The 24,811-nt window shown below is 33.3% G+C and carries 34 protein-coding genes; 2 read left to right on the forward strand and 32 right to left on the reverse strand.

What is annotated here, in order from left to right:
• Nucleotides 1-5 precede the first annotated feature (5 nt).
• The 27 genes from rpsD to rpsJ form a co-directional block, all read right to left on the reverse strand.
• A complete protein-coding gene (gene rpsD / locus Q5I06_RS06520) occupies nucleotides 6-632 on the reverse strand; it encodes a 30S ribosomal protein S4 (protein ID WP_305517343.1) in 627 nt (208 codons plus the stop codon).
• An 11-nt stretch (nucleotides 633-643) separates the two neighbouring features.
• Complete coding sequence (rpsK, locus tag Q5I06_RS06525) at nucleotides 644-1,039, reverse strand: 30S ribosomal protein S11 (protein ID WP_305517344.1); 396 nt, start codon at nucleotides 1,037-1,039, stop codon at nucleotides 644-646.
• A 12-nt stretch (nucleotides 1,040-1,051) separates the two neighbouring features.
• On the reverse strand, nucleotides 1,052-1,414 hold the full coding sequence (gene rpsM / locus Q5I06_RS06530; protein WP_305517345.1) for a 30S ribosomal protein S13: 363 nt from the start codon (nucleotides 1,412-1,414) through the stop codon (nucleotides 1,052-1,054).
• 3 nt (nucleotides 1,415-1,417) lie between these two features.
• Nucleotides 1,418-1,531: a 50S ribosomal protein L36 gene (gene rpmJ / locus Q5I06_RS06535; protein WP_002956266.1), complete on the reverse strand. Its 114-nt coding sequence runs from the start codon at nucleotides 1,529-1,531 to the stop codon at nucleotides 1,418-1,420.
• Nucleotides 1,532-1,650: 119 nt separating this feature from the next.
• Nucleotides 1,651-1,869: a translation initiation factor IF-1 gene (infA, locus tag Q5I06_RS06540; RefSeq protein WP_095294343.1), complete on the reverse strand. Its 219-nt coding sequence runs from the start codon at nucleotides 1,867-1,869 to the stop codon at nucleotides 1,651-1,653.
• Nucleotides 1,870-1,871: 2 nt separating this feature from the next.
• Complete coding sequence (gene map / locus Q5I06_RS06545; protein ID WP_305517346.1) at nucleotides 1,872-2,630, reverse strand: type I methionyl aminopeptidase; 759 nt, start codon at nucleotides 2,628-2,630, stop codon at nucleotides 1,872-1,874.
• Entirely contained in the window at nucleotides 2,630-3,889 is a 1,260-nt protein-coding gene (gene secY / locus Q5I06_RS06550; protein ID WP_305517347.1) for a preprotein translocase subunit SecY, read from the reverse strand. Before secY ends, map begins: the two co-directional genes overlap by 1 nt.
• Entirely contained in the window at nucleotides 3,889-4,290 is a 402-nt protein-coding gene (gene rplO / locus Q5I06_RS06555; RefSeq protein ID WP_305517348.1) for a 50S ribosomal protein L15, read from the reverse strand. The genes secY and rplO overlap by 1 nt, the downstream gene beginning before the upstream one ends.
• 9 nt (nucleotides 4,291-4,299) lie before the next feature.
• On the reverse strand, nucleotides 4,300-4,740 hold the full coding sequence (gene rpsE, locus Q5I06_RS06560) for a 30S ribosomal protein S5 (protein WP_095294354.1): 441 nt from the start codon (nucleotides 4,738-4,740) through the stop codon (nucleotides 4,300-4,302).
• A 9-nt stretch (nucleotides 4,741-4,749) separates the two neighbouring features.
• Nucleotides 4,750-5,106, reverse strand: a complete 357-nt coding sequence (gene rplR, locus Q5I06_RS06565) for a 50S ribosomal protein L18 (RefSeq protein WP_305517349.1) — start codon at nucleotides 5,104-5,106, stop codon at nucleotides 4,750-4,752.
• A gap of 15 nt (nucleotides 5,107-5,121) precedes the next feature.
• Nucleotides 5,122-5,658: a 50S ribosomal protein L6 gene (gene rplF, locus Q5I06_RS06570; RefSeq protein WP_305517350.1), complete on the reverse strand. Its 537-nt coding sequence runs from the start codon at nucleotides 5,656-5,658 to the stop codon at nucleotides 5,122-5,124.
• Between the two features lie 9 nt (nucleotides 5,659-5,667).
• Entirely contained in the window at nucleotides 5,668-6,063 is a 396-nt protein-coding gene (rpsH, locus tag Q5I06_RS06575; protein ID WP_305517351.1) for a 30S ribosomal protein S8, read from the reverse strand.
• A gap of 9 nt (nucleotides 6,064-6,072) precedes the next feature.
• On the reverse strand, nucleotides 6,073-6,258 hold the full coding sequence (locus Q5I06_RS06580; protein WP_095294362.1) for a type Z 30S ribosomal protein S14: 186 nt from the start codon (nucleotides 6,256-6,258) through the stop codon (nucleotides 6,073-6,075).
• Between the two features lies 1 nt (nucleotide 6,259).
• Nucleotides 6,260-6,805 (reverse strand): 50S ribosomal protein L5, encoded by a 546-nt coding sequence (gene rplE, locus Q5I06_RS06585; protein WP_305517352.1) that lies wholly within the window; start codon nucleotides 6,803-6,805, stop codon nucleotides 6,260-6,262.
• A 2-nt stretch (nucleotides 6,806-6,807) separates the two neighbouring features.
• Complete coding sequence (rplX, locus tag Q5I06_RS06590; RefSeq protein ID WP_305517353.1) at nucleotides 6,808-7,041, reverse strand: 50S ribosomal protein L24; 234 nt, start codon at nucleotides 7,039-7,041, stop codon at nucleotides 6,808-6,810.
• Nucleotides 7,041-7,409, reverse strand: a complete 369-nt coding sequence (gene rplN / locus Q5I06_RS06595) for a 50S ribosomal protein L14 (RefSeq protein ID WP_305517354.1) — start codon at nucleotides 7,407-7,409, stop codon at nucleotides 7,041-7,043. The genes rplX and rplN overlap by 1 nt, the downstream gene beginning before the upstream one ends.
• Nucleotide 7,410: 1 nt before the next feature.
• The gene (gene rpsQ / locus Q5I06_RS06600; protein ID WP_305517355.1) at nucleotides 7,411-7,671 is read right to left on the reverse strand and encodes a 30S ribosomal protein S17; all 261 of its coding nucleotides are present in this window, start codon (nucleotides 7,669-7,671) and stop codon (nucleotides 7,411-7,413) included.
• A 2-nt stretch (nucleotides 7,672-7,673) separates the two neighbouring features.
• A complete protein-coding gene (gene rpmC, locus Q5I06_RS06605; RefSeq protein ID WP_305517356.1) occupies nucleotides 7,674-7,862 on the reverse strand; it encodes a 50S ribosomal protein L29 in 189 nt (62 codons plus the stop codon).
• Nucleotides 7,849-8,274: a 50S ribosomal protein L16 gene (rplP, locus tag Q5I06_RS06610; protein WP_305517357.1), complete on the reverse strand. Its 426-nt coding sequence runs from the start codon at nucleotides 8,272-8,274 to the stop codon at nucleotides 7,849-7,851. The genes rpmC and rplP overlap by 14 nt, the downstream gene beginning before the upstream one ends.
• A gap of 2 nt (nucleotides 8,275-8,276) precedes the next feature.
• On the reverse strand, nucleotides 8,277-8,984 hold the full coding sequence (rpsC, locus tag Q5I06_RS06615) for a 30S ribosomal protein S3 (protein WP_305517358.1): 708 nt from the start codon (nucleotides 8,982-8,984) through the stop codon (nucleotides 8,277-8,279).
• A gap of 2 nt (nucleotides 8,985-8,986) precedes the next feature.
• Nucleotides 8,987-9,451, reverse strand: coding sequence for a 50S ribosomal protein L22 (gene rplV, locus Q5I06_RS06620; protein WP_305517359.1), 465 nt, complete (start codon nucleotides 9,449-9,451; stop codon nucleotides 8,987-8,989).
• Between the two features lie 9 nt (nucleotides 9,452-9,460).
• The gene (rpsS, locus tag Q5I06_RS06625; protein ID WP_305517360.1) at nucleotides 9,461-9,742 is read right to left on the reverse strand and encodes a 30S ribosomal protein S19; all 282 of its coding nucleotides are present in this window, start codon (nucleotides 9,740-9,742) and stop codon (nucleotides 9,461-9,463) included.
• 10 nt (nucleotides 9,743-9,752) lie between these two features.
• A complete protein-coding gene (gene rplB, locus Q5I06_RS06630) occupies nucleotides 9,753-10,580 on the reverse strand; it encodes a 50S ribosomal protein L2 (RefSeq protein WP_305517361.1) in 828 nt (275 codons plus the stop codon).
• Between the two features lie 11 nt (nucleotides 10,581-10,591).
• On the reverse strand, nucleotides 10,592-10,873 hold the full coding sequence (locus Q5I06_RS06635; protein WP_305517362.1) for a 50S ribosomal protein L23: 282 nt from the start codon (nucleotides 10,871-10,873) through the stop codon (nucleotides 10,592-10,594).
• A gap of 1 nt (nucleotide 10,874) precedes the next feature.
• The gene (rplD, locus tag Q5I06_RS06640; protein ID WP_305517363.1) at nucleotides 10,875-11,504 is read right to left on the reverse strand and encodes a 50S ribosomal protein L4; all 630 of its coding nucleotides are present in this window, start codon (nucleotides 11,502-11,504) and stop codon (nucleotides 10,875-10,877) included.
• Nucleotides 11,505-11,516: 12 nt separating this feature from the next.
• Nucleotides 11,517-12,095: a 50S ribosomal protein L3 gene (rplC, locus tag Q5I06_RS06645; protein WP_305517364.1), complete on the reverse strand. Its 579-nt coding sequence runs from the start codon at nucleotides 12,093-12,095 to the stop codon at nucleotides 11,517-11,519.
• A gap of 22 nt (nucleotides 12,096-12,117) precedes the next feature.
• On the reverse strand, nucleotides 12,118-12,429 hold the full coding sequence (rpsJ, locus tag Q5I06_RS06650) for a 30S ribosomal protein S10 (RefSeq protein ID WP_305517365.1): 312 nt from the start codon (nucleotides 12,427-12,429) through the stop codon (nucleotides 12,118-12,120).
• Nucleotides 12,430-12,623: 194 nt separating this feature from the next.
• Between rpsJ and Q5I06_RS06655 the strand changes: the two genes are divergently transcribed.
• Nucleotides 12,624-13,664, forward strand: coding sequence for an ATP-binding protein (locus Q5I06_RS06655; RefSeq protein WP_305517366.1), 1,041 nt, complete (start codon nucleotides 12,624-12,626; stop codon nucleotides 13,662-13,664).
• A gap of 17 nt (nucleotides 13,665-13,681) precedes the next feature.
• Here Q5I06_RS06655 and Q5I06_RS06660 read toward each other — a convergent pair whose 3' ends face one another.
• Complete coding sequence (locus Q5I06_RS06660) at nucleotides 13,682-14,263, reverse strand: ribonuclease HII (RefSeq protein ID WP_305517373.1); 582 nt, start codon at nucleotides 14,261-14,263, stop codon at nucleotides 13,682-13,684.
• Nucleotides 14,264-14,274: 11 nt separating this feature from the next.
• Nucleotides 14,275-15,666 (reverse strand): class II fumarate hydratase, encoded by a 1,392-nt coding sequence (gene fumC / locus Q5I06_RS06665; protein WP_305517367.1) that lies wholly within the window; start codon nucleotides 15,664-15,666, stop codon nucleotides 14,275-14,277.
• 176 nt (nucleotides 15,667-15,842) lie between these two features.
• Between fumC and Q5I06_RS06670 the strand changes: the two genes are divergently transcribed.
• On the forward strand, nucleotides 15,843-19,367 hold the full coding sequence (locus Q5I06_RS06670; RefSeq protein ID WP_305517368.1) for an acyl-[ACP]--phospholipid O-acyltransferase: 3,525 nt from the start codon (nucleotides 15,843-15,845) through the stop codon (nucleotides 19,365-19,367).
• Here Q5I06_RS06670 and rocF read toward each other — a convergent pair.
• The 3 genes from rocF to Q5I06_RS06685 all read right to left on the reverse strand — a co-directional run bounded on the left by rocF (nucleotide 19,356) and on the right by Q5I06_RS06685 (nucleotide 24,658).
• On the reverse strand, nucleotides 19,356-20,297 hold the full coding sequence (rocF, locus tag Q5I06_RS06675; RefSeq protein WP_305517369.1) for an arginase: 942 nt from the start codon (nucleotides 20,295-20,297) through the stop codon (nucleotides 19,356-19,358). The two genes, Q5I06_RS06670 and rocF, sit on opposite strands and share 12 nt — an antisense overlap.
• Before the next feature lie 16 nt (nucleotides 20,298-20,313).
• A complete protein-coding gene (locus Q5I06_RS06680) occupies nucleotides 20,314-21,663 on the reverse strand; it encodes an amino acid permease (protein WP_370690941.1) in 1,350 nt (449 codons plus the stop codon).
• A gap of 220 nt (nucleotides 21,664-21,883) precedes the next feature.
• Nucleotides 21,884-24,658, reverse strand: a complete 2,775-nt coding sequence (locus tag Q5I06_RS06685; RefSeq protein WP_305517371.1) for an autotransporter outer membrane beta-barrel domain-containing protein — start codon at nucleotides 24,656-24,658, stop codon at nucleotides 21,884-21,886.
• Between the last annotated feature and the right edge of the window lie 153 nt (nucleotides 24,659-24,811).

The following is a 24,811-nucleotide window of genomic DNA, read 5'->3' on the forward strand; positions in this document are numbered from 1 at the left end:
CCTAATTATTTAGAATACAACTCGACAATGAGCCTTTCCTCTATGGGAATCACAACTTCTTCTCGCTCGGGATAACGTGTAAAGATGCCAAATTTTTTATCTTTATCAACGTCTACCCAAGGAGATATGCCTGTTTGAGATGTTAATTCTATTGCCCGAATTACTTGGGCATTATTCTTTGTTCTTTCCATTACTTCAATCTTTTGTCCTGATTTTACAAAATAAGAAGGAATATCTACTTTTTTACCATCTACCAAAATATGTCCATGCGTAACCAATTGACGTGCAAATCTCCTTGTGGTTGCAAACCCCATTCTATAGACAACATTATCAAGTCTTCTTTCTATTAAACGAATAAGATTTTCACCTGTATTTCCATCAAGTCTATTTGCTTCCACAAATATAGATCTGAATTGTTTTTCTGAAATTCCATACATTGCCTTAGCTTTTTGTTTTTCTCGAAGCTGTAAGCCATATTCAGATATCTTACCTCTTCTTTGGCCATGCTGACCGGGTCCATAAGGTCTTTTATCTAAAGCACTCTTACCCGCCAATCTTCTCTCGCCTTTTAGAGCTAAAGAAACTCCAAATCTTCTTTCTAACTTTTCAACTGGTCCTCTATATCTAGCCATTATTATCTCCCTTATACTCTTCTTCTTTTAGGAGGTCTACAACCATTGTGTGGCAATGGGGTTACATCCTTTATCCAAAGAACCTTAATACCCTCTATTGTTCCGACACTTTTTACAGCTGTCTCTCTGCCACTACCAGGTCCTTGAACCTTAATACCCACTTCTTTAATACCGTGTTCTTTTGCCTTTGCCATAGCACTCTCTACTGCTTGCTGTGCTGCATAAGGAGTAGATTTTTTCGAACCCTTAAATCCCAATCCTCCAGCTGTGGACCAACATATAACATTGCCCATTTCATCAGTAATAGTAACATTAGTATTGTTAAATGAAGCAGATATGCAAACAACGCCCCTAGCTATATTTTTTTTGACAATTCTTTTTTTAGTTGACGTATTTCTTTTAGCCATAATTCAGTCTCCTTATTTGCTACCTACTGTTTTCTTCTTACCTTTTCTAGTACGAGCATTATTTTTAGTTGTTTGACCTCGTACTGGTAAGCCTTTTCGATGTCGAAGACCACGATAGTTACCTAAATCCATTAATGATTTAATATCCATCTGAACTTTTTTTCTCAAATCACCCTCGACTATGTAGCCCTCTTGAATTTTCTTAGCAATTGCAGAGACTTCATCTTCGCTGAGATCATTAACTCGCTTATCAAAAGAAATATTTACAGCATTTAAAATGTCTCTTGAACTTTTAAGTCCAACTCCATAAATATATGTTAGAGCGTATTCAACTCTTTTCTTTTTTGGCAAATCTACACCAGCAATCCTAGCCATATTTTATCCTTGTCTTTGTTTATGTTTTGGAGTTGAGCATATCACTCGAACTACACCTTTTCTCTTGATAACCTTACACTTATCACACATTTTCTTGACCGAAGGTCGAACTTTCATTGTATCTCCTTAATTTGATAGCAAAAGCACGGTATTTTAAAGTCTGTTTCTATTCCAGACTAAAAAGCTGTGATTTTAACTAAAATAAGTTTAAAACCTTCTTAGCTATAATCGAAATTCTACTTGTATCTGAAAGTGATACGTCCCTTATCCAAACTGTATGGAGTAAGTTCTAGTTTCACTTTATCTCCAGGTAGTATCTTAATATAATGCATTCTCATTTTACCTGCAATATGACACAATACCACATGCTTATTATCAAGTTCAACCTTAAAGGTTGCGTTAGGCAATGCTTCAATCACCTTACCATCAATCTCTATAACATCATCTTTTGCCATTTTTATATCTCCGTAAGTATTTCAGCTTTTCCACCAACTATTGCTATGGTATGCTCATAGTGAGAACCATTTAAACCATCAACAGAAGTTACCGACCATTTATCATTCAAAATTCTAGGTTCCCCATCTCTTTGACAAATCATAGGCTCAAGACAAAAAATCATTCCTTCTTTTATTTTTGGGCCAGAGGCAATTACATTAGTTTCTAAATAATTTGGAATTTCCGGCTCTTCATGTGGCTTCCTACCAATTCCATGACCACAAAAACCTCGTAGTGGAACAAAGCCTTTTTTTAATATAGACTGCTCAATTATTTTACTGAGTTCTTTAAATCTTAAACCAGTGGTTATACTTTTAATAGCTTCATACAAAGTATCTTTTGCACAAGCTATCAAATCTAAATCTTTTGAAGATATCTTACCAACACCCACGCTAATGGCTGCATCACCATACCAACCATCAAGTTCAACGCCTACATCAAAACCTACAATATCCCCCTCCTTAAGAGCATAGTTAGTTGGAATTCCATGAATAATAACCTCATTCACAGAGATACAAACTGCATTTGGAAATCCATATAAACCCTTAAATGCTGGTCTAGCTCCAAAAGACCTAATAAAATCTTCTGCTATTTTATCAAGTTCTAAAAGGGTTATTCCCACTTGAGTATTTCTTTTCAAAAGCTCCAGCGTCTGCCCAACAATTTTATTTGGTTTGCGTAAAAATTCTATTTCTTTTTTATTTCTAATACTTATAGACACTAAAAACCTACCGCACTCAAAGTCTTGTATTTATTCATATAAACCTGAGCTTCTATTTTTCTCATCGTATCAATCGCAACTTGGACGACAATAAGAACTGCCGTTCCTCCAAAATAAAAAGGAACACCCATTCCTTTTACAAGTATCCAAGGAAGTGTTGAAATAAGTGCTAGATATAAAGAACCCCAAAAAGTCAAGTTTCCAGCAACTGAATTCAGAAAAGATGAAGTTCCTTCACCTGGTCTCATTCCAGGTATATAGCCACCTTGTCGTTTTAAATTATCTGCAATATCTTTCGAATTGAAAACGATTGAAGAGTAAAAATAAGCAAAAAATATCACGAGCAAAAACATCAAAATATTATAAGCATAACCATTAGGACTTAAAAAATCAGCTATTGCCTGAATAGTTGGATTTGATGAGGCTTGCAAGATTGTAGAGGGAAAAACTAACAAAGCAGAAGCAAAAATCGGAGGAATAACACCACTCAAATTCAACTTGATTGGAATATAGTTCATGATACGTTTATTTTGATTTTGCATAATGACTTTTCTCGCATAAGAAACAGGTATTCTTCTTTCTGCTAATTCGACATAAATAATAACAAACACTGTAGCCAGAACAATAGCAAATATGGCAATTAGCACCAAAAAATTAATCTCTCCAGTGTTGGCAAGGTTAAAGGTTCCTCCGATAGCAGCAGGTATTCCTGAAACAATACCGCCAAAAATAATCAAGCTGATTCCATTTCCTACACCTCTTTGAGTAATTTGTTCTCCTATCCACATTAAAAGCATTGTTCCTGTCAGCATGGAAAAGACCGCTATAATTAAGAAAGTTTGCATATCTATCATAATAGCACCATTTGGACCGGTACCGATACTTCGAAGACCAAAAGAAACACTCACTGCCTGAATAATAGTGATAAAAATAGTTGCATAACGGACAATTTGCATATATTTTTGCATACCATCACGTTCTTTTTTCATTTTTGCTAGATTGGGGAATGTTGCAGCTAAAAGCTCCATAACAATAGAAGCTGTGATATATGGCATTATGCCTAGTGAAATAATGCTAAGTCTAGATACAGCATTACCGCTAAACATATTAAATAAGCCAAGTGCATTCCCAGAGTTATTGTCAAAAAAAGCTTTGATCTCGGCCAAATCAACCCCGGGTATAGGAATATACGCCAAAATTCTATACAAAAACAAGAATCCAAGCGTAATCAGAATCTTACCGACAATTGCTCTGCTCATTATTTTAGCCCACTAGTTTTGATCTTTTCATCTTTGATTTTAGAGACTAATTTACTTGCATCAGTTCCAATGATCTTAATCTTTTCTATATAGCCTGGAAATTTATGGATTTCTCTGATTGATTCAAAAGTGATTTCAGACAAATCGGCAATATTTTTAAATTTATCAATATTGATAACATAAGGCTTCTGAATCTTAGTTCGAAACCCAATCTTTGGCAATCTTCTCTGAAGTGGCTGTTGTCCGCCCTCAAAACCTCTTTTTGCCTTATAACCACTTCTAGCAGTTTGACCTTTTCCACCTCTTGTGGAAGTCTTTCCCATGCCACTACCCTGCCCTCTACCGACTCTTTTTATATCTTTTACACTACCATGAGCTGGTTTTATTTTTTCTAACGCCATAAAAACTCCTTATGCCTTAATTCTAGCAAGTGCGTCAATTGTCGCCCTAACAACATTATAAGGATTATTTGATCCCAGAGACTTAGTCAAAATGTCCTTAATTCCAGCCAATTCAATTACAGGTCTAGCAGATCCTCCAGCAATAACTCCGGTTCCTTCACTTGCAGGTTTTAATAATATTTTACTTGCATTATATTTATGCTCAATATCATGTGCAATCGTTGTACCCTTAATACTGACTTGAATAATATTTTTAAATGCGTCATCAACTGCTTTTTTTATGGCATCTGGGACTTCTTTTGCTTTGCCTAATCCAAACCCTACAAGTCCATTTTTATTTCCAACAACAACAAGTGCATTGAATCTAAACCTTCTACCACCTTTTACAACTTTTGTAACTCTTCCGATATTTACAACAACTTCGTTAAATTCTTCTCTATTAATTTCCATATTCTTCCTTTAAAGGGCTATGCCATTTTCTCTCAAAGATTCTGCAAAAGCGGCTATTACTCCATGATATAAGTATCCATTTCTATCATAAACAACTTCCTTGATGCCCAGTTGTTTTAAATTGTCCGCAAATACTTTTGCAACAACTTTCGCATCTTCTTTATTGTTACCTAACGACATCTTTTTGCCATCAGCACAAGCAAGGGTTTTGTGTGCCGCATCATCAATAGCTTGAGCATACAAATATTTATTGGATCTAAAAATACTTACTCTAGGTCTACTCTGTGTTCCAAACAACGCACCCCTAACTCTAAGTTTTCTCTTGCTTCTTAATCTTTTTTTTCTTTCTAATGTTCTGCTTGTCATATTTTTCACCCTTAATTATTTCTTAGCAGTTTTACCGGCTTTGCGAATGATTGTTTCATCGCTATACTTAATACCCTTACCTTTGTATGGCTCAGGAGGTCTGAATTCTCTAATTTCAGCAGCAATCTGTCCGATTTGTTGCTTATCACTACCTTTGATAGTAATAGTATTTTTCTCAACACTCATATCAACACCCTCTGGAATCGGATATTTAACAGGGTGACTAAAACCTAATGCTAACTCCAACGTTTTACCAACAACAGCAGCCTTGTAACCAACTCCATTAATTTCTAAAACCTTTGTGAAGCCCGTTGTCATGCCCAAAACTATATTATTCGCCAAAGAACGATATGTTCCCCAATATGCACGAGATTGAGGCTCGTTATCTACGGATTTAAAAGTCAATTCATTTGCATTCAATTCAATATGAACCCTTCCGTATGTTTCAAGCTCTTTAATATTTTTACCGCTTTTAAACACAATTTTGCTTCCTTGAACACTAGTTTCAACAGTGTTTGGAATGCTAATAGGTCTTTTTCCAACTCTTGACATATTTTTCTCCTACCATATACTACAAAGTGCTTCGCCGCCTACATTTTGCATATAAGCTTCTTCGTTAGCGATAACACCTTTACTTGTGCTAACTACAATTGTACCGTAACCATTTTTGAATTTTTTTAATTCATTCCTGCCTTTATAAACTCTTCTCCCAGGCTTACTAATTCTCTTGATTTCATTAATGAGAGGAAGACCTCTTTCATCGTAGGCCAGTTGAACCGAAATAGATTGTTTGCCATCTTTGTCATTCACATTATAGTCCTTAACAAAACCTTTTGCCTTAAATACATCAAGTACAGACACAACGATTTTTGCATAATAAAGAGTCGTAACCTCTAACCTTCTCATCGAAGCATTCCTAAGTCGAGTCAATGAATCTGCTATTATATCATTTACCATATTTTTTCCTTACCAACTAGCTTTTCTAAGTCCAGGTATTAAACCTTCATTACCCATTTTTCTCAAACATACTCTACAAAGTCCAAAATCTCTATATACGGAATGCGGCCTACCACAAACCTGACATCTACTGTATGCTCTAGCACTGAACTTAGCTTTTCTCTTTGTCTTAGCTATCATAGATTTTTTTGCCATTTTATTTTCCTTTTGCAAATGGCATACCAAGTAATTCTAATAACTTGAATGCCTCCTTGTCATTATTTGTAGAAGTAACTATTGTAATATTCATACCATGTGTAACCATAATATCATCATATACAACTTCAGGGAACATAAGTTGCTCATTTAAGCCAAAACTATAATTTCCTCTACCATCAAATCCATTTCTTGATACCCCTCTAAAATCCTTAACCCTAGGTAATGAAATCACAATGAGTTTTTCTAGAAAATTATACATTTGATTCCCACGCAAAGTAACCTTAACACCCATTGGCATACCTTCTCTCATTTTAAATCCAGCAACGGATTTTTTTGCCAATGTAATAATAGCTTTTTGACCCGCTATCAATGAGATAGTATCTGCGATATTTTGCATTATCTTAGTATCTTTTGCGTGATCACCAGCACCTACACTAATGACAATTTTTTCTAGTTTTGGCAATAACATAGGATTTTTTATGCCAAGCTCTTCAGAAAGTTTTGTCTTTATTTCTTCTTGATAAATTTTTTTCAAGCCAAACATAGTTATTTCTCCTCCGCTTTCTTGACATTAGAAATACTCATCGGCATTTCTTTGTTAATAAAGCCACCCTTAGGTTCATTTTCTGTAGGCTTAACAGTTTTCTTTGCAATCTTACAGCCTTCCACAATAACTTGCGAAGTTTTTGGTAACACCGCAAGAACTTTCCCTATTTTTCCCTTATCATCACCAGCAATAACCTTAATTGTATCGCCTTTTTTTATTTTAAATTTTGTCACTACAATACCTCCGGAGCTAACGATACTATCTTCATAAAATTTGCATATCGCACTTCTCTACTAACAGGACCAAAAATTCTCGTTCCCATCGGTTCCTTTTTTGCATCCAAAATTACGGCCGCATTATCATCAAAACGAACCAACGATCCATTTTCTCTATGAATCTCTTTTTTTGTTCTAACAATAACCGCTTTGATAACTTGGCCTTTTTTAACCTTACCATTTGGAATAGCTTTTTTTACAGAGGCAACAATTACATCGCCAACACTAGCATATCGCCTATGGCTACCCCCCAAAACCTTTATGCACATAATCTCTTTTGCACCACTATTATCAGCAACACTTAATCTTGTAAAACTTTGTATCATATTACACTCCTACCAAAACGATATCTTTTAAATTAAATGCTTTGGCTTTAGAAATTGGTTTGCACTCAATAGCAGTAATAACATCGCCAACTTTGGTGGAATTTTTTTCATCGTGTATCGTGTATTTTTTGAATCTTTTTACAATTTTTCTATACTTAGGATGCACAACCTTTCTTTCCACCAAGATAACAATACTTTTATCTCCAGCCTTGCTTACAACTTTGCCCTGAATTATTCTTTTATGTGGTTGTTTTTCACTCATACTTAATCCTTCTTGGCAGATATTGCAGTATTCAATCTAGCAATATCTTTTCTTACGACTGCAATCTGACTTGGATTATTCAATTGCATTGTTTTAAGCTTCAATTTCAATTCAAAAAGCTCAGACTTCTTTTCTACTAACATTTTCTTTAATTCACTTATTTCTTTGTCTTTTAGATCAATAAATTTCATTTTCACTCTCGCTAGTTATGATTTTTGTCTTGAATGGCAATTTACTTTGTGCCAAAGCCAAAGCTTCTCTAGCCGTAATTTCATCTATTCCAGTAATTTCATAGATGATTCTACCAGGCTTGATATTCATTATCCATTTTTCCACAGAACCTTTACCTTTACCCATTCTTGTCTCTAGTGGTTTTGCGGTCAATGGTTTATCTGGAAATACTCTTATCCAAACTTTACCGGCTCTTTTGATATGTCTAGTCATCGCAATCCTAGCAGATTCGATTTGCCTAGAATCAATTCTACCGTGTTCCAACGCTTTGATAGCAATATCTCCAAACGCAAGAGAAGATCCTCTAAAAGATTTTCCTCTATTTCTGCCCTTCATCTGTTTTCTATATTTTGTTCGTTTTGGCATCAACATAGTTATTGTCTCCCTCTTCTAGTTTTAGATCTAGGTTCACGATTCTCTCTAGTTTCTTCTTTTTTTTCAGGTTGGATACCTTTTTGTAAAACTTCGCCTTTGAAAATCCAAACCTTCACACCAATGATTCCATAAGTAGTCATTGCTTCTGCAAAACCATAGTCAATTTTTGCTCTGAGGGTATGGAGAGGAACTCTACCTTCCATATACCATTCGGTTCTAGCCATTTCTGCACCAGCTAATCTTCCAGAAACTTTTACCTTGATTCCTTTTGCTCCAGACTTAATTGCAGCTTGCATTACTTTTTTCATCGCTCTTCTGAAAGCAACTCTTTTTTCAAGTTGTGTTGCTACATTTTCGGCAGCTAATTGTGCGTTTGCTTGAGGTCTTTTTACTTCTTTGATATTAATAGAGATATCTTTTTGTACAACATTTTTCAATGATTGTTTTACTTTTTCAATATCAGCACCTTTTTTACCGATAATTAGACCTGGTCTTGCAGCCACAACAGTTACACGAAGTTTCTTTGCAGCTCTTTCAATAATAATTTCACTTACACCAGCATAATAAAGCTCTTTTTTTAGAAATTTTCTAATCTTATAATCTTCAGCAATATTCAATGGTGTGTTTTGAGTACTTGGAAACCATCTTGATGTCCAATTTCTGTTAATACCTAACCTTAAACCTATTGGATTGACTTTTTGTCCCATAATTACTTGTCCTCACCTTTTGTTTTTTTGCTTGTTTGGGTAGTTTTCTTTTGAGTTGTTTTTACTGGTTTTTTAGCGGATTCTTTCGAAGCTGCTGAAGATTTTTCAGCAATTTTCGAATCCTTCACAGACTTAGATTCCTTTATTGCCTTTTGTGTTCCAACTTCAACCAAAATATGGGAAGTAGGTTTCCTAATAGGAGTTGCTCTTCCTTTTGCCCTAGGTCGAAACCTCCTCAAAACAGGACCCGCATCAACTCTACAAGAAACTATAGAAACACTTTGTGCATCATAACTACCATTAGCCACTGCCGAAGCAATTACTTTAGAAATCACTCTAGCAGCCTTATTAGGGGTAAATTCCAAACTTGCAATTGCTAATTCTGCATTCATCCCTTGAATTTCTCTAGCTATTAATCTAGCTTTTGTAGGAGAAAGTCTTATATACTTCAACAATGCCTTGCTCATTAACGCTCCTTATTTACCTATTTTTTTTTGGACACTGCCCTTGTGCCCCTTAAAAGTTCTAGTAGGAGCAAATTCACCCAATTTGTAACCCACATGATTTTCCGTAACATATACAGGAACAAAAACTCTTCCATTATGTACATTATAGGTAATCCCTATCATTTCAGGAGAAATTGTGCTTCGTCTTGACCAAGTTTTTATAGGCTTGTTATCTTTAGTTTCCTTAGCTTTCATTGTCTTTTTTATCAAATAATCATCGATAAAAGGTCCTTTTTTAATAGATCTTGCCATTTTTATATCCTTATTTTTTCTTTCTAGAAATGATCAATCGATCACTAGCTTTTTTACGTCTAGTCTTGTAACCCTTAGCTGGAGTTCCCCAAGGAGAAACTGGATGCCCACTAGAACCAGTTTTTCCTTCACCTCCACCGTGTGGGTGATCAACAGGGTTCATTGCACTACCCCTTGTTTGAGGACGAATACCAAGATGACGACTTCTACCAGCCTTACCGATTGAAGTATTAATAAAGTCTTCATTGCCTACAACACCAATCGTAGCCATACATTCTTCAAGGATATACCGCATTTCACCACTAGGCATTCTGATTATTGTATACTTCCCTTCTCTACCCATAATTTGAGCACTTGCACCCGCACTTCTTGCCAATTGACCTCCAGCACCTGGATGCATTTCAATATTATGAACAATTGTCCCTATAGGGATACTTTTCAGCTTCATAGCAAAACCCGTTTTAATATCAAGTCCAGTTTCAGCAGAGATAATAATATCACCTACTTTCAAACCACTTGGCTGCAAAATATATCGCTTATCGCCATCGGGATATACAACTAAAGCAATCCTGCAATTTCTATAAGGATCGTATTCTATAGTTGCAACCTTGCCCTCAATGTTATATTTATTTCTTTTGAAATCGATAATTCGATAAAGCTTTTTAGCTCCGCCTTCTTTATGTCTACTTGTAATCCTACCATTATTGTTTCTACCTGCGGTCACAGGAAGTTTTACGAGCAATTTTCTTACACTAGGTTTAGAAGTAATATCTGATGAACTTAATCCAGACATAAACCTTCTGCTAGGTGTATATGGTTTATAAGTTTTTACTGCCATTTTTTAACTCCTTATACAGCAAGCGAATCAATTTTCGCACCCTCTGGAATCTTTACATAAAATTTTTTGAAAGAATTCCTCTGTCCAACTTTATTTTTAAATTTTTTGACTTTTCCATCTTGTTTTAATGAATTTACCCTCAATGGAGTAAAACCAAAATAATCTTTGAAAACTTGTTTCAATTGATTTTTGGTAACCTTGCTTGAAGTTTGAACAACCATAATGCCACTTTCTTGGAGAGATAAAGATTTCTCTGTATAAAGCATTGTTTTAATATCAGTTATATCTGCCATTTTAACCTTCCTGTTTGTTTTTCGACTGAATTATTTCATCAAAAACAGCCTTTTCTATAACTACAGAACGAAAAGCCGCTACCAAATAAGCATTAAGTTCATTCGCATCTGCCAAATAACAATCGTTTAAATTTCTAAAAGCCAAAAAAGTTGGCTCATCGCTCATTTGGGAAACAAATAAGACTGTCCTCTCATTGAGAGTTTTAAACATATTATAAGCATCTTTTGTTTTTCCACTTGAAATTGCAACAGAATCGACAACATAAAGCTTACCTTCGTCTGCTTTTTGCTTGAGTGCATACTCAAGAGCAAGTCTTTTTTGTTTTTTATTGATTTTAAGATTGTAGTTTTTGTTGTTGCTAGGTCCATGAGAAACCCCACCACCAACAAATATAGGAGAAGTAATACTTCCTGCTCTTGCTCTGCCCCCACCTTTTTGTGCCCAAGGTTTTTTTCCACCGCCACTTACTTCGCCACGGTTTTTAGCACTAGCACTATTTGCCCTAATAGAAGCAAGATAAGATTTAACATAAAGATACAAATTATGTTCATTGATCTCATCGTATCTCTGTGGCAATTCAATCTCGCTAGCTTTTTTTAATTTATTATCTAATACGACTGCCTTACTCATTATTCACCCTTATTACTTTGTAATCGATATCTTGCCATAGGCACCAGAAAATCCTGCAACAGAACCCTTAACAACTAAAATTCCGCTTTCTTTATCAAAAGAAACGATTTCATTTTGTCCTGTCACTCTTTCATTCCCATAGTGTCCTGCCATTTTTTTACCTGGTTGCACTCTTCCTGGCCACTCTCTATTACCAATTGAACCTAATCTTCTATGAAATCTACTTCCGTGAGCTGCTGGACCACCCTGAAAATTCCATCTTTTCATAGCACCTGTAAATCCTCGACCCTTTGTATTAAAAGTAATTTTCAATTTCTTTGCATTTTCTAAAACACTTATATCTATATCTCCAGCTTCTTTATTTGCAACCAACAAGGTGGCAAAATTATTAAATTCTTTGCTAAGATTGTATTTTTTTTGCTGTCCTTCTATTGCCTTGTTAAATTGCTTTCCCTTGGGATATGCAACCAAAGCCTTTCCATCTTCAAATACTTGACAAACTTTAGCTCCAACCAACTTCAACAAAGTCACAGGGATGCTAGGAGCTCCAACTGTTCTACTCATACCAATTTTTTCTACTAAAAATTCCATATCCTATTTCCTTTGCGTCCTATTATTTTTCCATCGAAGTTACTTCAACATCTACTTCAGGTGCCAAATCAAGCTTCATTAGGCTATCAACAGTTTCAGGAGTGGCAGACATTATGTCTATAATTCTGCTATGAACCCTAATCTCAAATTGCTCCCTAGAGTCTTTATTGACATGCGGAGAACGCAAAACTGTATATCTCCTATTTCTTGTAGGAAGTGGGATTGGACCCTTAATGTCTGAACCTGTTCTCTTTACTGCTTCAACAATAGAAGCCACAGATCTGTCTAAAACTCTATGATCGTATGCCTTAAGTTTAAGTCTAATTTTTTCCATAAATTTCATTTCCTTTGCAAAGAACTCATCATTTTGAAGATGTAATTACCAAAAATTTGGAACTGCAATTATAAGAAAAAATACTTCAATAGTCAAGAATTTAGCCTGTTTTTCGTAATTTTAACCTAAAACAATTTCCTTTTAAAAAGGAAACAATTATGGTATCATAACAAATCATCAAAAGGAAATCAAACTTGGAAGAATATTTTTTAGAAAAAATACAAAATTTTACGATTTTGCCTCGTAGATTCGGACTCAAAGGTGGTAAAATCCATCTTTTTGGATGTGCAAAATCGGGAAAAACATCCATCGCATTGGATTTTGCACAAAAATTTAAAAACCCTATCTATATTGACTGTAATGACCCTAGAATCAATGTAGATAACGCCAAATCTACATTGCTAAAATATTATTTGGAAAAAAAAATAGACATCTTGATTGTAGATAATTTTTTTGCAAACTTTACTCTTCCTAAATTGGAAAATATTATTCTTATAAGCCGATCAAAAAATATCTGCCTCCCTAATGATTTTTTATCCAAACAAATCTATCCCTTAAGCTTTGAAGAGTATATCAGCTTTGATAGAAGAAATCTTTCTATCAATACATTGTTCAATCATTTTCTAAAAGATGGAAATCTTCCAGAAATGCAATATCTAAGCGAATATCAAAAAATCTCCCGAAAACAAGAAATCAACTCTCTAGTTTTTGGCAACAATGTTGATTTATTCAAAAATATTATCTCTTATCAATCACGTAAAATAACAATCAACCAACTTTACATGCAAATCAAAAAACAACTCAGAATATCAAAGGATAAAATTTATAGTTTTATAGATGAAATTCAATCAAATGGGATGATTTATCTTTTATCCCATATGGATGATTTTAAAAAACCTAAAAAAATATATTTTTATGATTTTTCCATTTCCTATGCTTTTTGTGCGGATAAATCATTTCAGGCAATCTTTGAAAATATGGTTTTTTTAGAGCTTTTATCAAGATACAAAGCAATTCATTACACCGACAACTATGATTTTATTACAGAAGAAAATCATGTGTTTGCTTGTATTCCTTTTCCAGATCAGAGGATAATTGAAGAAAAAATACGCAAATCTCAAGTAAAACACTCGAAAACTACAATCATCACCATTAATTATGATATTGAAGGAAAAACAAATGATATAAATTGGAGAGCTGTAAGCTTTATGAATTTTGCATTAGAAGACTCTTAAAGCAATGATAGTTCCAATCAAAACGAACTTTTCTTAATCATAAAGCTTTTCCTATGAAATGGAGTTTGACCAAAAATTTCTATGGATTGCAAATGTTTTAAAGTTCCATAGCCAGAATTATTCCTAAAGTCATATTCGGGATATTTTTCATCAAGTTCTAACATCTCATTATCTTTTGAAGCTTTTGCCAATACTGATGCTGCAGATATTTGAATGATTTTATCATCTCCTTTGATAATAGCCTCCAATATATATCTTTCATTTTTTGGAATACCAAATATGGTGTTGCCATCTAGATAAAATCTCTTTGTAAATGGAAGGAGAGTAGCAATAATCTCCTCTATGGACTCTTTTAAACAACAACTCAACCCTCTCTGATCAATATCATGAGAAGTTTTCTTGATAATACAACTTTTTATTTGCTTTTCTTCCAAAATCAATTCTGCTAGTTGAAACCTCTTCTTCTTAGAAATTTTTTTACTATCTTTAACTCCAATTTCTTTGAGCCACAAAGATTTTGATTCATCACAAACCAATCCTGCAACAAACATACTCCCACACAAACACCCTCTTCCTGCTTCATCAATACCGCAGATCAAATCCTCGATCACTATTCTTTTGGCTTTATCATGTTTTCAGGAACCACAAACTTATCAAAATCTTCAGCACTTAAAAGTTTCAATTCTATGCAAGATTCTTTTAAGCTGATGCCTTTTTTATGTGCATTTTTAGCAACCTTTGCAGCATTTTCGTATCCAATATGAGGATTTAGGGCGGTTACAAGCATCAAAGAATGATGAAGATTGTAATCAATCTTTTCTAAATTTGGAGTGATTCCCTTAGCACAATGAATATTAAAAGAATCTATCGAGTCAGTTAGCAGAGTAATGCTTTGTAAAAAATTATAGATAATAACAGGTTTAAATACATTCAATTCAAAATTTCCTTGACTTGCTGCTATTCCTATAGCTGCATCATTTCCCATAACCTGAACTGCAACCATTGTAACTGCCTCACATTGCGTTGGATTGACTTTTCCAGGCATTATGGAACTTCCAGGTTCGTTTTCAGGAATATTCAATTCTCCAAGCCCACATCTTGGTCCAGAAGCTAACCATCTGATATCGTTGGCTATTTTCATCAAATTTGCAGCCAATCCTTTTAGAGCACCATGTGCAAAAACGAGTGCATCATGACTAGTGAGTGCGTGAAACTTATTGGGTGATGAAACAAATTTTACTCCAGTAAATTTTGTTAATTCTTCACTTGCCTTTTCGCTCAGTTTTGGATGAGCATTGATTCCTGTACCTACTGCTGTTCCACCGATGGCAAGCTCTCTAACACACTCTAACGAATCTTGAATCTGAATTTTTGAATGCTCAAGCATACTTGCATATCCACTAAATTCTTGTCCTAAAGTCAAAGGAGTCGCATCTTGAAGATGCGTTCTACCTATTTTTACAATACTCTTAAATTCATCGCTTTTTTGTTTAAAAGTCTTGTGAAGTTTTTCAATAGAAGGAAGTAATTTATGTGTTATTTCCAAAACAGATACGATATGCATAGCTGTAGGAAATGTATCATTGGAGCTTTGAGACATATTCACGTGATCATTTGGATGAACCAATTTTTCCTTTCTAAAGTCCCCACCTAATATCTCCGTAGCACGATTTGCTATTACCTCATTAAGATTCATATTTGTTTGAGTTCCGCTTCCTGTTTGCCAAATTGCAAGAGGAAACATCCCTTCAAATTTTCCTTCCAGAATCTCATCACAGGCTTTGATGATTGCTTTGTTTTTCTGCTCATCGAGCTTACCTAGAGAATGATTCACCACGGCCAAAGAACGTTTCAATATTGCAAAAGCATTGATGAGCTCTTTGGGCATTTTTTCAATACCGATTTTAAAATTCTCAAGACTTCTTTGGGTTTGTGCACCCCAATATTTTGAATCTTCTACTTTGATTTCACCCATTGTGTCATGTTCAACTCTAAAAGCCATTTTTAATCCTTAATTATTGAAAATTTTTTACATTCTACCACAAATCAATTTAATAAAATTTTCTGATGCTTAAAATTAATCTTATGTCTAAAATAAAATGCAAAAAATAACATAAAAAAATATTTGATATAATTCACACCTTTAAATATCTCGAAAATACGCTCAAGAGGGAATAAATGAAAAAAATATGGAAAATTTATGGCTTTACTTCCTTTATATTTGCAACTTTTATCAATGCTTTTTTGGATCTTGGTCATAAGATATTGATGCAAAATACTATCCTTAAAGCCTATAGCGGATCTGAAGAACTTATCTATTTGGCAATTATTAATGCACTTGTAATTCTGCCATTTATCTTAACATTTTCCTCTTCTGGATTTTTGAGTGATAAATTTCCTAGAGATAAAGTGATGAAAATTGCTGCCATTAGCAATTTTATCCTGATTTGCTTGTTAGCTGTATTTTATTTTTTAGGATGCTATTGGGCAGCTTTTTGGACAACTTTTGCACTAGGAATTCAAGCTGCTTTTTACTCTCCTGCTAAATATGGATATATCAAAGATTTGGTTGGAAATGAATTTTTGGCCTGGGGAAATGGAATTATCCAAGCTTGTGCAATTGTAGCTATTTTGGCTGGAATGGGTATTTTTTCCCTACTTTTTGAATACCTCTATCCAAATTCTTCTGCAAAAACCCCTGAAGCAATTATTCAAGCGATTTCTCCACTTGCAATAGTGCTTATAGCTCTGTCTCTTCTTGAAACTTTTTTAACCTTGCGTCTTCCTTGCCTAAGTAAGACCTTAGATATAAAATTTCCCACTTCAAAATACCTCAAGTTTGGACTACTAAAACAAAATCTAAAAAATATCAAGAAAAATAAAATCATTTTGATGTCTATTCTTGGCATTTCAATGTTTTGGTCTATTTCTCAACTGATGCTAGCTGCATTTCCAGTACATATCAAAAATCTTTTAGAAATTGACAATACTTTTGAAATCCAAGCTTCAATAGCTCTTTCTGGAATTGGAATTATTATTGGTTCAATGATTGCTGGACGTTATTCAAAACACTATATTGAAACTGGATTAATACCATTAGGAGCTTTATTATTATCTATTGCTCTTATTTTTACACCATTTCTATCTTCGTTATTTTCTTATGGAATAGTGTTTTTTATCTTCGGACTAGGAGGAGCAATCCTAATAGTTCCACTCAATTCACTCGTTCAATTTCATTCAAAAAAAGAAGAATTAGGTAGTATTCTAGCGGGAAATAATTTTATTCAAAATATAGGAATGTTCTTATTTTTGATCATTGCTGCTTTTTTTGGATATTTTAAACTTAATGTAGAATGGTTATTTTTAATTGCTATCATCACAAGTGTGTGTGTAGCAATCTATGTAGTTATTCTGATGCCTTTCTCTTTGGTGCGTTTGCTCATAAGCATAGCCTTACTCCAAAGATATAAGCTAGATGTAGAAGGTTTTGATAATATTCCACAAAGCGGTGGAGTTTTGCTACTAGGAAATCATATTTCCTTTATTGATTGGGCAATTATTCAAATGGCACTTCCAAGAAAAGTGCATTTTGTGATGGAAAAAAGTATTTATTCTCGTTGGTATATTCGTTTGTTTATTGATTTTTTTGGGGTTATACCTGTTTCCAACATGCAGAGTAAAACTGCTCTTGAAACAATATCATCACGTTTAGCTGCTGGAGAAGTAGTTTGTTTGTTTCCTGAAGGTTCTATTTCAAGACATGGACAATTAAATGAATTTAAACGTGGCTTTGAAATAGCTGCTAAACATCTAGTTCGAAATCAAGCAGTGATTTTACCTTTTTATATCTCCGGGCTTTGGGGCAGTATTTTTTCTCGCAGCAATGAACAATTCAGAGAACGTTATCATAGTTTCTCCAAGAGAAATCTTTCTATTGCATTTGGAAAAAGCTTAGATATTCATACCACTAGAGATACCTTGAAGAAAAAAATCTTTGAAATGTCATTCAAGGCTTGGGAGACTCAATGCAAAAAAATGGAATGCATTGGAAGAGCTTGGATTAATAGTGCAAAAAAAGGTGGTAGCGATATTGCTATTGTAGATACGCTAAGTGGAAGTATGAGCTATACGAAAATGTTAGCTTTAACATTGATGTTATCTAGGATAATGGCAAAAAATACTCCTTCAACAAAAAAAATTTCACAAGATTTTGCTCCTGAAAACCCTTGTATAGGGATAATACTTCCAGCTTCACTTGGAAGTTCAATGTGCAATTTAGCTTGTATGATCGCAAATAGAGTGGTCGTGAATCTAAACTTTACAGCTGGAGAACAAGCCGTTTTAAAAGCTACCGAAATGGCAGAAATTAAGCAAATTTATACTTCTAGGAGGTTTTTAGAAAAATTAAAAAATAAAAATGTCAATTTTGATTTCAAAGATATTGAAGTATTTTATATGGAAGATATTTTAAAAAAAATCAAAAATAAAAAGCTTACAGTCATAGGTTATTTATTGATGGCAAAAATTTTCCCAGCTTTTATTTTAAAAGCCATATTTTCTCCGCACAACAATACCCACAATATCGCAACCATACTATTTAGTAGTGGAAGCGAAGGAAAACCAAAAGGAGTAATGCTAAATCATATCAATATCAGAAGCAATATTTCTCAAATTGCAGATATTATTCACGCAAAAGATGATGATTGCATACTGTCTTCACTGCCACCATTTCATGCATTTGGGCTCACAGCAACAACCTTTATGCCACTGCTAGAAAATATGCTTTCTGTTACACATGCTGACCCAACAGATTCCATAGGAATTGCCAAAGCCATAGCACAAAACAACGTCACTATAATGTGTGCTACTTCAACATTATTTGGGATATATGCACGAAATCCAAAACTAGACAAAATAATGTTTGATAGCCTTAGGTTTATAGTAGCAGGTGCAGAAAAACTTAAACCAGATATTGCCAAATCGTTCCTTTTGAAGTTTAATAAGCCTATTTATGAGGGTTATGGTGCTACAGAGACTACGCCTGTAACAAGTGTAAATCTCCCCAATGAATTTGACGCGATCAATTGGGAAATACACAAAGCTTCAGAAGTTGGAAGTGTTGGAATGCCATTACCTGGAACGGCGATAAGAATTGTTGATCCTGAAACATTAGAAGAGCTCTGTACAGGAGAGGATGGTCTTATTCTTATTGGGGGACATCAGGTAATGAAAGGCTACCTTAAAGACATCAAAAAAACTAATGAAGTTATCGTTGAAATTGATGGAATCAGATGGTATAAAAGCGGAGATAAAGGACATCTAGATAGTGATGGATTTTTGTTTATTACAGATAGATACTCAAGATTTGCAAAAATTGGCGGAGAAATGATAAGTCTTGGAGCTATAGAAGAAGAGGTGGCAAAGATAGCTAGAACGATTGAAATTGAAGATGTTGTTTTTGTTGCAACCTCTTTAGAAGATGAAAAAAAAGGTGAAATGATTATTTTATTAATTGAAAACAATCAATCAAAGCTAATAGAACTTATCGATGCTATCAAATCTTCAAATATTCCTCCGATTTTTAAACCAAGCAAATATTTTATTGTAGATAAAATCCCTACACTTGGATCGGGAAAGGTTGATCTGAAGGGTTCAAAAGATCTTGCAAAAGAATTGATTGAAAATAAAATTTTAGGGAAATAGTTTTTTAAGACTATCAATTGTATTTGTAATAATATTTAACAACACTTCATTATCTCTATTATGATTGGAATCTTCTAATGTGGGGTTAAATTCAGTAAATTCAACTGCGACAAGCTTTTGATTTAAACCTTCTATGATGAGTTTGATACACTTATCAAGCTCATCTGGATAAAGTCCATTATTTTCCCTCACTCCAGTGGATGTAAATATTTTTCCGTCTAAAACATCTATATCTACACTTAAATATACCATATCAACAAAATCAAGATAAGATATAATTTTATCAATACTTCCAACCGTATCTTTTCTAATTTGCGAAACCTGATATAAAGGAATATTGAATTTCTTTATAATATCTCTTTCTGATTTTTCCATACTCCTTGTACCAATATAAACAATATTTTGTGGTTTTATTTCCCCATCTCCACCCAATGTACATAATTTTTCCCACTGATTTTCAATGTTTTTATCAAGGATGTTCTCTCCGGATTTTGCTACATTTACAACCCCACCCAATGGCATTCCATGAATATTTCCAGAAGAGCTATCATAAGGAGTGTGAATATCTGAATGTGCATCTATCCAAACAATAGCTATAGATTTTTGCGGATAAGAACTTTTGAGAGCCTGTATTGTGCCTAAAGCACTAGAATGATCGCCGCTAAAAATCAAAGGAAAGCTCTTTTCTTGAAACACATTTTTCATTTTCGGAATAAGGTCATCTTTAAAAAAATCGTATATCTCTTGAATATTTTTTGCATAACTTGCCTTTTCTGCTTTAGGATTTCTATTATTAATAATTTTAATTTCTTTTTCCACCATAGCACTATAGCTTTTCTGAAGCAATCCCATTAATACATCAACACCTTTTGCAGCACCTCTCTTAGAAGCAGCAATATCAGAATATATTCCTACTATTTGCAACGACATAAATTCTCCTTTTAGTCTATTTTAAATGTTTAAATTTGTCTTTTGTCAAAAAATATATTAAATAACATAATATAATATAAACAATACTTGCTAAAATACCAATTCGTTGATGTGAATCAAAAAATGCTCCTATAGCTCCTACAGAACATCCCAAAATCCCAACAATCTGAGTTATAGGACTAAAGGGTGTTTTATAGGGTAAATCTTTGATTGAGTTTCCTTGTGCAATATACCTTTTACGAAAAATATATTGAGAAATTGACACGCTTATCCAAACAATAATAAGGGTGAAGCCAATAACAGATATAAGTGCCTCAATAACCACCTCTGGTGCAAATATAGTTGTAAAAAGAGCTATAAGGGAAAAAATCATCGAGAGATAGAGAGCATAAATAGGAGTACCTCTTTTGTTGAGTTTAGAAAATATCGAAAAATACATCTTTTTTTCTGCTAATCCATAAATCATTCTAGAAGCACCATAAAGTCCTGAATTTGCAGTAGATATTAAAGCTGTGATGATGATAAAATTCATTATTGATGCAGCATAAGGGATTCCATTATGCAAAAATGGAAGCTGAATTCTTTCTAAAACACTCACAAATGGACTTTGTGTTATAGTGGAATCATTCATAGGTAAAAACACAGAAATAATAAACACCGAACCAAGAAAAAATACAATAAGTCTCACCAAAGTTGCTTTAATGGCTTTAGGCATGACTTCTCGAGGATTTTTTGTCTCACCCACAGCTACCCCTATAATTTCTGTACCAGAAAAAGCAAAAATAACTACCAAAATAGTACCCAAAACAGCACTAAATCCGTTTGGAAAAAATCCTCCCTGCTGAAAATAAAAATTTTCAAAAATTCCACTAAATCCATTTAAATAGAAATGATAACAAATGCCTATAAAACCTATCGTTAAAAATAAAATAACAGCAATAGTTTTAATTAAACTTAATACAAACTCCCCTTCGGCAAAAATCTTTACAGAAAATGAGTTGAGCAAAAAAACAATGCTAGCACACGCCACAACCCACCAATAAACAGGTATCTGAGGAAACCAATACTGCATCAAAAATCCTATGGCAATATATTCAACCCCTGCACTAATAACCCAACCTATCCAGTAAAGCCAAAAAATCACATAGCCTGTCGCAGGTCCAATAAAACGATAAGCATAATCCCCAAAACTACCAGTATTGGGAAAATAACTTGCAAGTTCCCCCAAAGAAAGCATTATGCTATAAATAATAATGCCTCCCACCGCATAGGCAATAAGAGTACCCAAAGGTCCAGCTTGGTGAATATTGCCACCCGTACCCACAAAAAGACCTGTTCCTATTGCCCCTCCAAAGGCAATCATCATGAGATGTCTGAATTTAATATCTCTAATGAGAGAATTTTTACTGTTACTATTCTCCAAAATACACACTCCCTTCCCAATTTTATTCCATAACAAAGATTAACCTAAAAGAGATTTTTTTTTAATTTTAAAAACGTATTATAAAAATTTATATTAATACCTTTTACCATTTGTAACAATTCCTATTTCGCCAAAAAATTATGGTCAATTTATTAAAAACATATTACCAAACATAGCTCATTCCTAAATTTCCCATCCCTAAAAAATCACCCAAGGTACTCATATCTGCACTGATTGAAAAATCCAAATCAAAATTAGATGGAAGCACAAACTTTCCGCCATAGGAAATTTTGATCCACATTCTTGATGGGATTAAATCATAATTTATAAATGTCTGTGCCCCCTTAAATGAAATTGATCTTGTTTTGGTTATATCTTTAATATGATACCTACTGGTAAATTGAAAAATATGCTTCATAAAAGAATTTTCAAAATGATATTCTCCTCCTGTTCCTAGTGCAAAAACTTGATCATATGAATTCTTTGAGAAAAATGTTTTTGACGTACTAGATGGCGTGTATAGAAAACTATAATTTGTTAGCACTAATGGTTTAATTGAATGCTTATGTGAAAGTGTAAAATTATATTTATAAAATGCTTCTATATTTAGTGAAAAATTATTGTTAGCATAACTTTCTTCAAAAATTCCAATTTCTTCATTATGAATTTTATTATTTCCCAAAAGTTGAGTCATAGATACACTTGATTGGATTTCATGCCTATCTATAATCATGTTAGAATAAATTCCGCTCGTAAAAGTATCAAAATTTTGTCGCTCATTATTTTGATAATAGAAACTTTTACCATAATTAAACAAACCCCCTAAAATAAAATCAATATTCTTGCCAATATCAATCTCTCTGTCATAGCCCATACTTGAATTTACAGAAGTTATAGAAAAAGAATTCAAAGAAACTGAAGAATTATAATAAGATCCTCCAATATTTACCCAGATAGAATTTTCGGTGCTAAATTCTGGCATATAGATTTGCTCATCATTACTTGCTAAAGTATATTTATGAATGATATCTACAAATTTTGGGGTACGAAAATTTCTTTTAAATATCAAATTATTAATTCTATCTATTGATTTTTGATTGACATATTGAGTTGTTTTTTGAGAAAAATTTGCCACACTAATACTGCTATTTTTAAGCATTTTATCTGTTTTTTCTATAAGAGAAATAAGCAATTTTGGATTAGATTCAAAATTTTTCACCCCCTCATCAATAGCGATTTCTTGAAATTTCATTCCGTTATTGTTAGCCTCAATAATAGAACGAAAAATTGAGGGTGCGTGATCGGATATAAAAGTTAGTTTTTGAATGATTTTTTCTTGAGAAAAGTTTTCTCCCAAAGAATCCTTTTTATTTTTAATTTCGCTTGTTTCAGTGGTAGGCACAAAAAGACTAGGGCTATCTTTTTTTATAAATGCAAATATAATCCCTGTTTTATCTGTTTTTATCTGGGGAGAAATGCTCAATCCTAAAAAATTTATATCTTTATGTATTCGATTATCAATAAGCTCTCCTTTTCCAGTCATAGATAAAAGATGATATATAGTATCATAAGATAAATTATTACCCAGTATCCACTCATTGGAAAATTTAGCTTCGATTCTTGTATCCGAATTAAGAATTAAATTGCCATCTTTTATATTAAAAAATGGAAAATCATTATTCCATTTTTGCCCACGAACATCAAAAAACATTAAAGATGTTTTAGAAGTATTAAAAACAATACTTCCCTGAATACTTGAAAAATCACTAATAAATAAATTATTTGTAGCTATTAAGCCATTGTCACTACTAGATATTGCGTTCTTGCCTCTAATGTAGATACTTTCCGCGTTAATCTTGCCTTTATCATTTCTTAATGAATAATACCCATCGTTCGCTATAACTACAAGCAATTTAACATCAATTTGTCCTTCGTTTAAAATAGCAATACCACTATTTTGAGTACCTAAAGCAATCAATACATCTACTTGTGTATCTTTTTGATTGTAAAATCCAATAGCATTTAAATTTTCTCCCCCAATAGCAGTTAAAAAATTAGCTTCTATTTTTCCTGAATTATAAACTCCATATGCATACGCACGAGTTCCGCCAACTGCTATGATATTATTAGCCTTTAGAAAAGCATTTCTGGATGTATAACTAGAATTATCAAGACCATCTGCTCCCAAACCTCCCCCACCGATTCCTATCAAATTTCCAGCATTCAAAAAATATTCATTTAAAAATCCAGTCGCACCATTTTTTATTCCTCCAATGGCAATGAGTTTATTTGTATTTATGATACCTTCAGCTCTCATTCCAGCAGCATATTCGCCCACTCCACCAATAGTTGTAATCACATCTGTATCAACAATCTTGTATTTAAATATTGGATACAAATCAGAATCAAGTCTTTCAATTTCTGGAATAATCATCAAACCAACCTCTTCCTGATTAAAACCTCCAATTCCCTGAACATACTTTTTTTGCATACCATCAGGAGTAAATACACACATAGAATTTTTACATTCTCCTAGCAAATTTTGAATCTTTTTATTGATGACAGGGACTATAAAAGGAATCTGTACAGACAAGTACTTAATGCTAATATCTCTAATATCTGCTAGTTCTATACTTTGAAAATAAATCTTAGGAATTCTATAATTTTGAAAATATTGGGCAGAAATATTTTCATTATCATCTGAAAATAATATATTCCCCTCAAGATTAAGTCCAAACCCATTCTGAAAAAACGGGTTAGAGAAGTTTGTTGTCGATAAATCAATAACTTCATATAAAATTTTAGAATCCTGAAAATTTTTTTGTTTTTTGCTCTCAAGTGCAATCGAATGTTCATCCATGCTATAAAGAAATATCAAAAAAAATGTATTAAGAAATGATAGTCGCAAAAAACAAATTTTCTCAAAAAAAGCAATCATTATAAGTCTTTGATATTTTAAATTTTTTGATAAATTTTATCATAACCAAGCTTATAAATCCAGTAATATTAATATCAAAACATCCAATCCAAACAAAATAATAGCAGATAAAATAACTAACCCAACAATCAACAATACTAATACAATTTGGAA

Source organism: Helicobacter cappadocius (assembly GCF_030688855.1).
GTDB classification, from domain to species: Bacteria; Campylobacterota; Campylobacteria; order Campylobacterales; family Helicobacteraceae; genus Helicobacter_J; species Helicobacter_J cappadocius.

Excerpts from the sequence above, each read along its gene's own strand:
- rplB (WP_305517361.1), bottom strand. The coding sequence starts at position 10,580 with ATGGCAGTAAAAACTTATAAACCATATACACCTAGCAGAAGGTTTATG.
- Q5I06_RS06670 (WP_305517368.1), top strand. The coding sequence starts at position 15,843 with ATGAAAAAAATATGGAAAATTTATGGCTTTACTTCCTTTATATTTGCA.
- rpsM (WP_305517345.1), bottom strand. The coding sequence starts at position 1,414 with ATGGCTAGGATTGCTGGTGTAGATTTGCCAAAAAAGAAAAGAGTTGAA.
- rplD (WP_305517363.1), bottom strand. The coding sequence starts at position 11,504 with ATGAGTAAGGCAGTCGTATTAGATAATAAATTAAAAAAAGCTAGCGAG.
- rpsS (WP_305517360.1), bottom strand. The coding sequence starts at position 9,742 with ATGGCAAGATCTATTAAAAAAGGACCTTTTATCGATGATTATTTGATA.
- rpsE (WP_095294354.1), bottom strand. The coding sequence starts at position 4,740 with ATGGAAATTAATAGAGAAGAATTTAACGAAGTTGTTGTAAATATCGGA.
- rplN (WP_305517354.1), bottom strand. The coding sequence starts at position 7,409 with ATGATACAAAGTTTTACAAGATTAAGTGTTGCTGATAATAGTGGTGCA.
- rpmJ (WP_002956266.1), bottom strand. The coding sequence starts at position 1,531 with ATGAAAGTTCGACCTTCGGTCAAGAAAATGTGTGATAAGTGTAAGGTT.
- Q5I06_RS06685 (WP_305517371.1), bottom strand. The coding sequence starts at position 24,658 with ATGATTGCTTTTTTTGAGAAAATTTGTTTTTTGCGACTATCATTTCTT.
- infA (WP_095294343.1), bottom strand. The coding sequence starts at position 1,869 with ATGGCAAAAGATGATGTTATAGAGATTGATGGTAAGGTGATTGAAGCA.
- rpsH (WP_305517351.1), bottom strand. The coding sequence starts at position 6,063 with ATGGTAAATGATATAATAGCAGATTCATTGACTCGACTTAGGAATGCT.
- rplC (WP_305517364.1), bottom strand. The coding sequence starts at position 12,095 with ATGGAATTTTTAGTAGAAAAAATTGGTATGAGTAGAACAGTTGGAGCT.
- rplP (WP_305517357.1), bottom strand. The coding sequence starts at position 8,274 with ATGTTGATGCCAAAACGAACAAAATATAGAAAACAGATGAAGGGCAGA.
- rpmC (WP_305517356.1), bottom strand. The coding sequence starts at position 7,862 with ATGAAATTTATTGATCTAAAAGACAAAGAAATAAGTGAATTAAAGAAA.
- rplE (WP_305517352.1), bottom strand. The coding sequence starts at position 6,805 with ATGTTTGGCTTGAAAAAAATTTATCAAGAAGAAATAAAGACAAAACTT.
- fumC (WP_305517367.1), bottom strand. The coding sequence starts at position 15,666 with ATGGCTTTTAGAGTTGAACATGACACAATGGGTGAAATCAAAGTAGAA.
- rpsJ (WP_305517365.1), bottom strand. The coding sequence starts at position 12,429 with ATGGAAAAAATTAGACTTAAACTTAAGGCATACGATCATAGAGTTTTA.
- rplF (WP_305517350.1), bottom strand. The coding sequence starts at position 5,658 with ATGTCAAGAGTTGGAAAAAGACCTATTAGCATTCCAAACACTGTTGAA.
- Q5I06_RS06680 (WP_370690941.1), bottom strand. The coding sequence starts at position 21,663 with ATGATGATTGCCTTTGGAGGGGCAATAGGAACAGGTCTTTTTGTGGGT.
- rocF (WP_305517369.1), bottom strand. The coding sequence starts at position 20,297 with ATGTCGTTGCAAATAGTAGGAATATATTCTGATATTGCTGCTTCTAAG.
- Q5I06_RS06635 (WP_305517362.1), bottom strand. The coding sequence starts at position 10,873 with ATGGCAGATATAACTGATATTAAAACAATGCTTTATACAGAGAAATCT.
- rpsD (WP_305517343.1), bottom strand. The coding sequence starts at position 632 with ATGGCTAGATATAGAGGACCAGTTGAAAAGTTAGAAAGAAGATTTGGA.
- secY (WP_305517347.1), bottom strand. The coding sequence starts at position 3,889 with ATGAGCAGAGCAATTGTCGGTAAGATTCTGATTACGCTTGGATTCTTG.
- Q5I06_RS06580 (WP_095294362.1), bottom strand. The coding sequence starts at position 6,258 with ATGGCAAAAAAATCTATGATAGCTAAGACAAAGAGAAAAGCTAAGTTC.
- rpsK (WP_305517344.1), bottom strand. The coding sequence starts at position 1,039 with ATGGCTAAAAGAAATACGTCAACTAAAAAAAGAATTGTCAAAAAAAAT.
- rplV (WP_305517359.1), bottom strand. The coding sequence starts at position 9,451 with ATGAGCAAGGCATTGTTGAAGTATATAAGACTTTCTCCTACAAAAGCT.
- rpsQ (WP_305517355.1), bottom strand. The coding sequence starts at position 7,671 with ATGAGTGAAAAACAACCACATAAAAGAATAATTCAGGGCAAAGTTGTA.
- rplR (WP_305517349.1), bottom strand. The coding sequence starts at position 5,106 with ATGACAAGCAGAACATTAGAAAGAAAAAAAAGATTAAGAAGCAAGAGA.
- rplO (WP_305517348.1), bottom strand. The coding sequence starts at position 4,290 with ATGGCGTTAGAAAAAATAAAACCAGCTCATGGTAGTGTAAAAGATATA.
- rpsC (WP_305517358.1), bottom strand. The coding sequence starts at position 8,984 with ATGGGACAAAAAGTCAATCCAATAGGTTTAAGGTTAGGTATTAACAGA.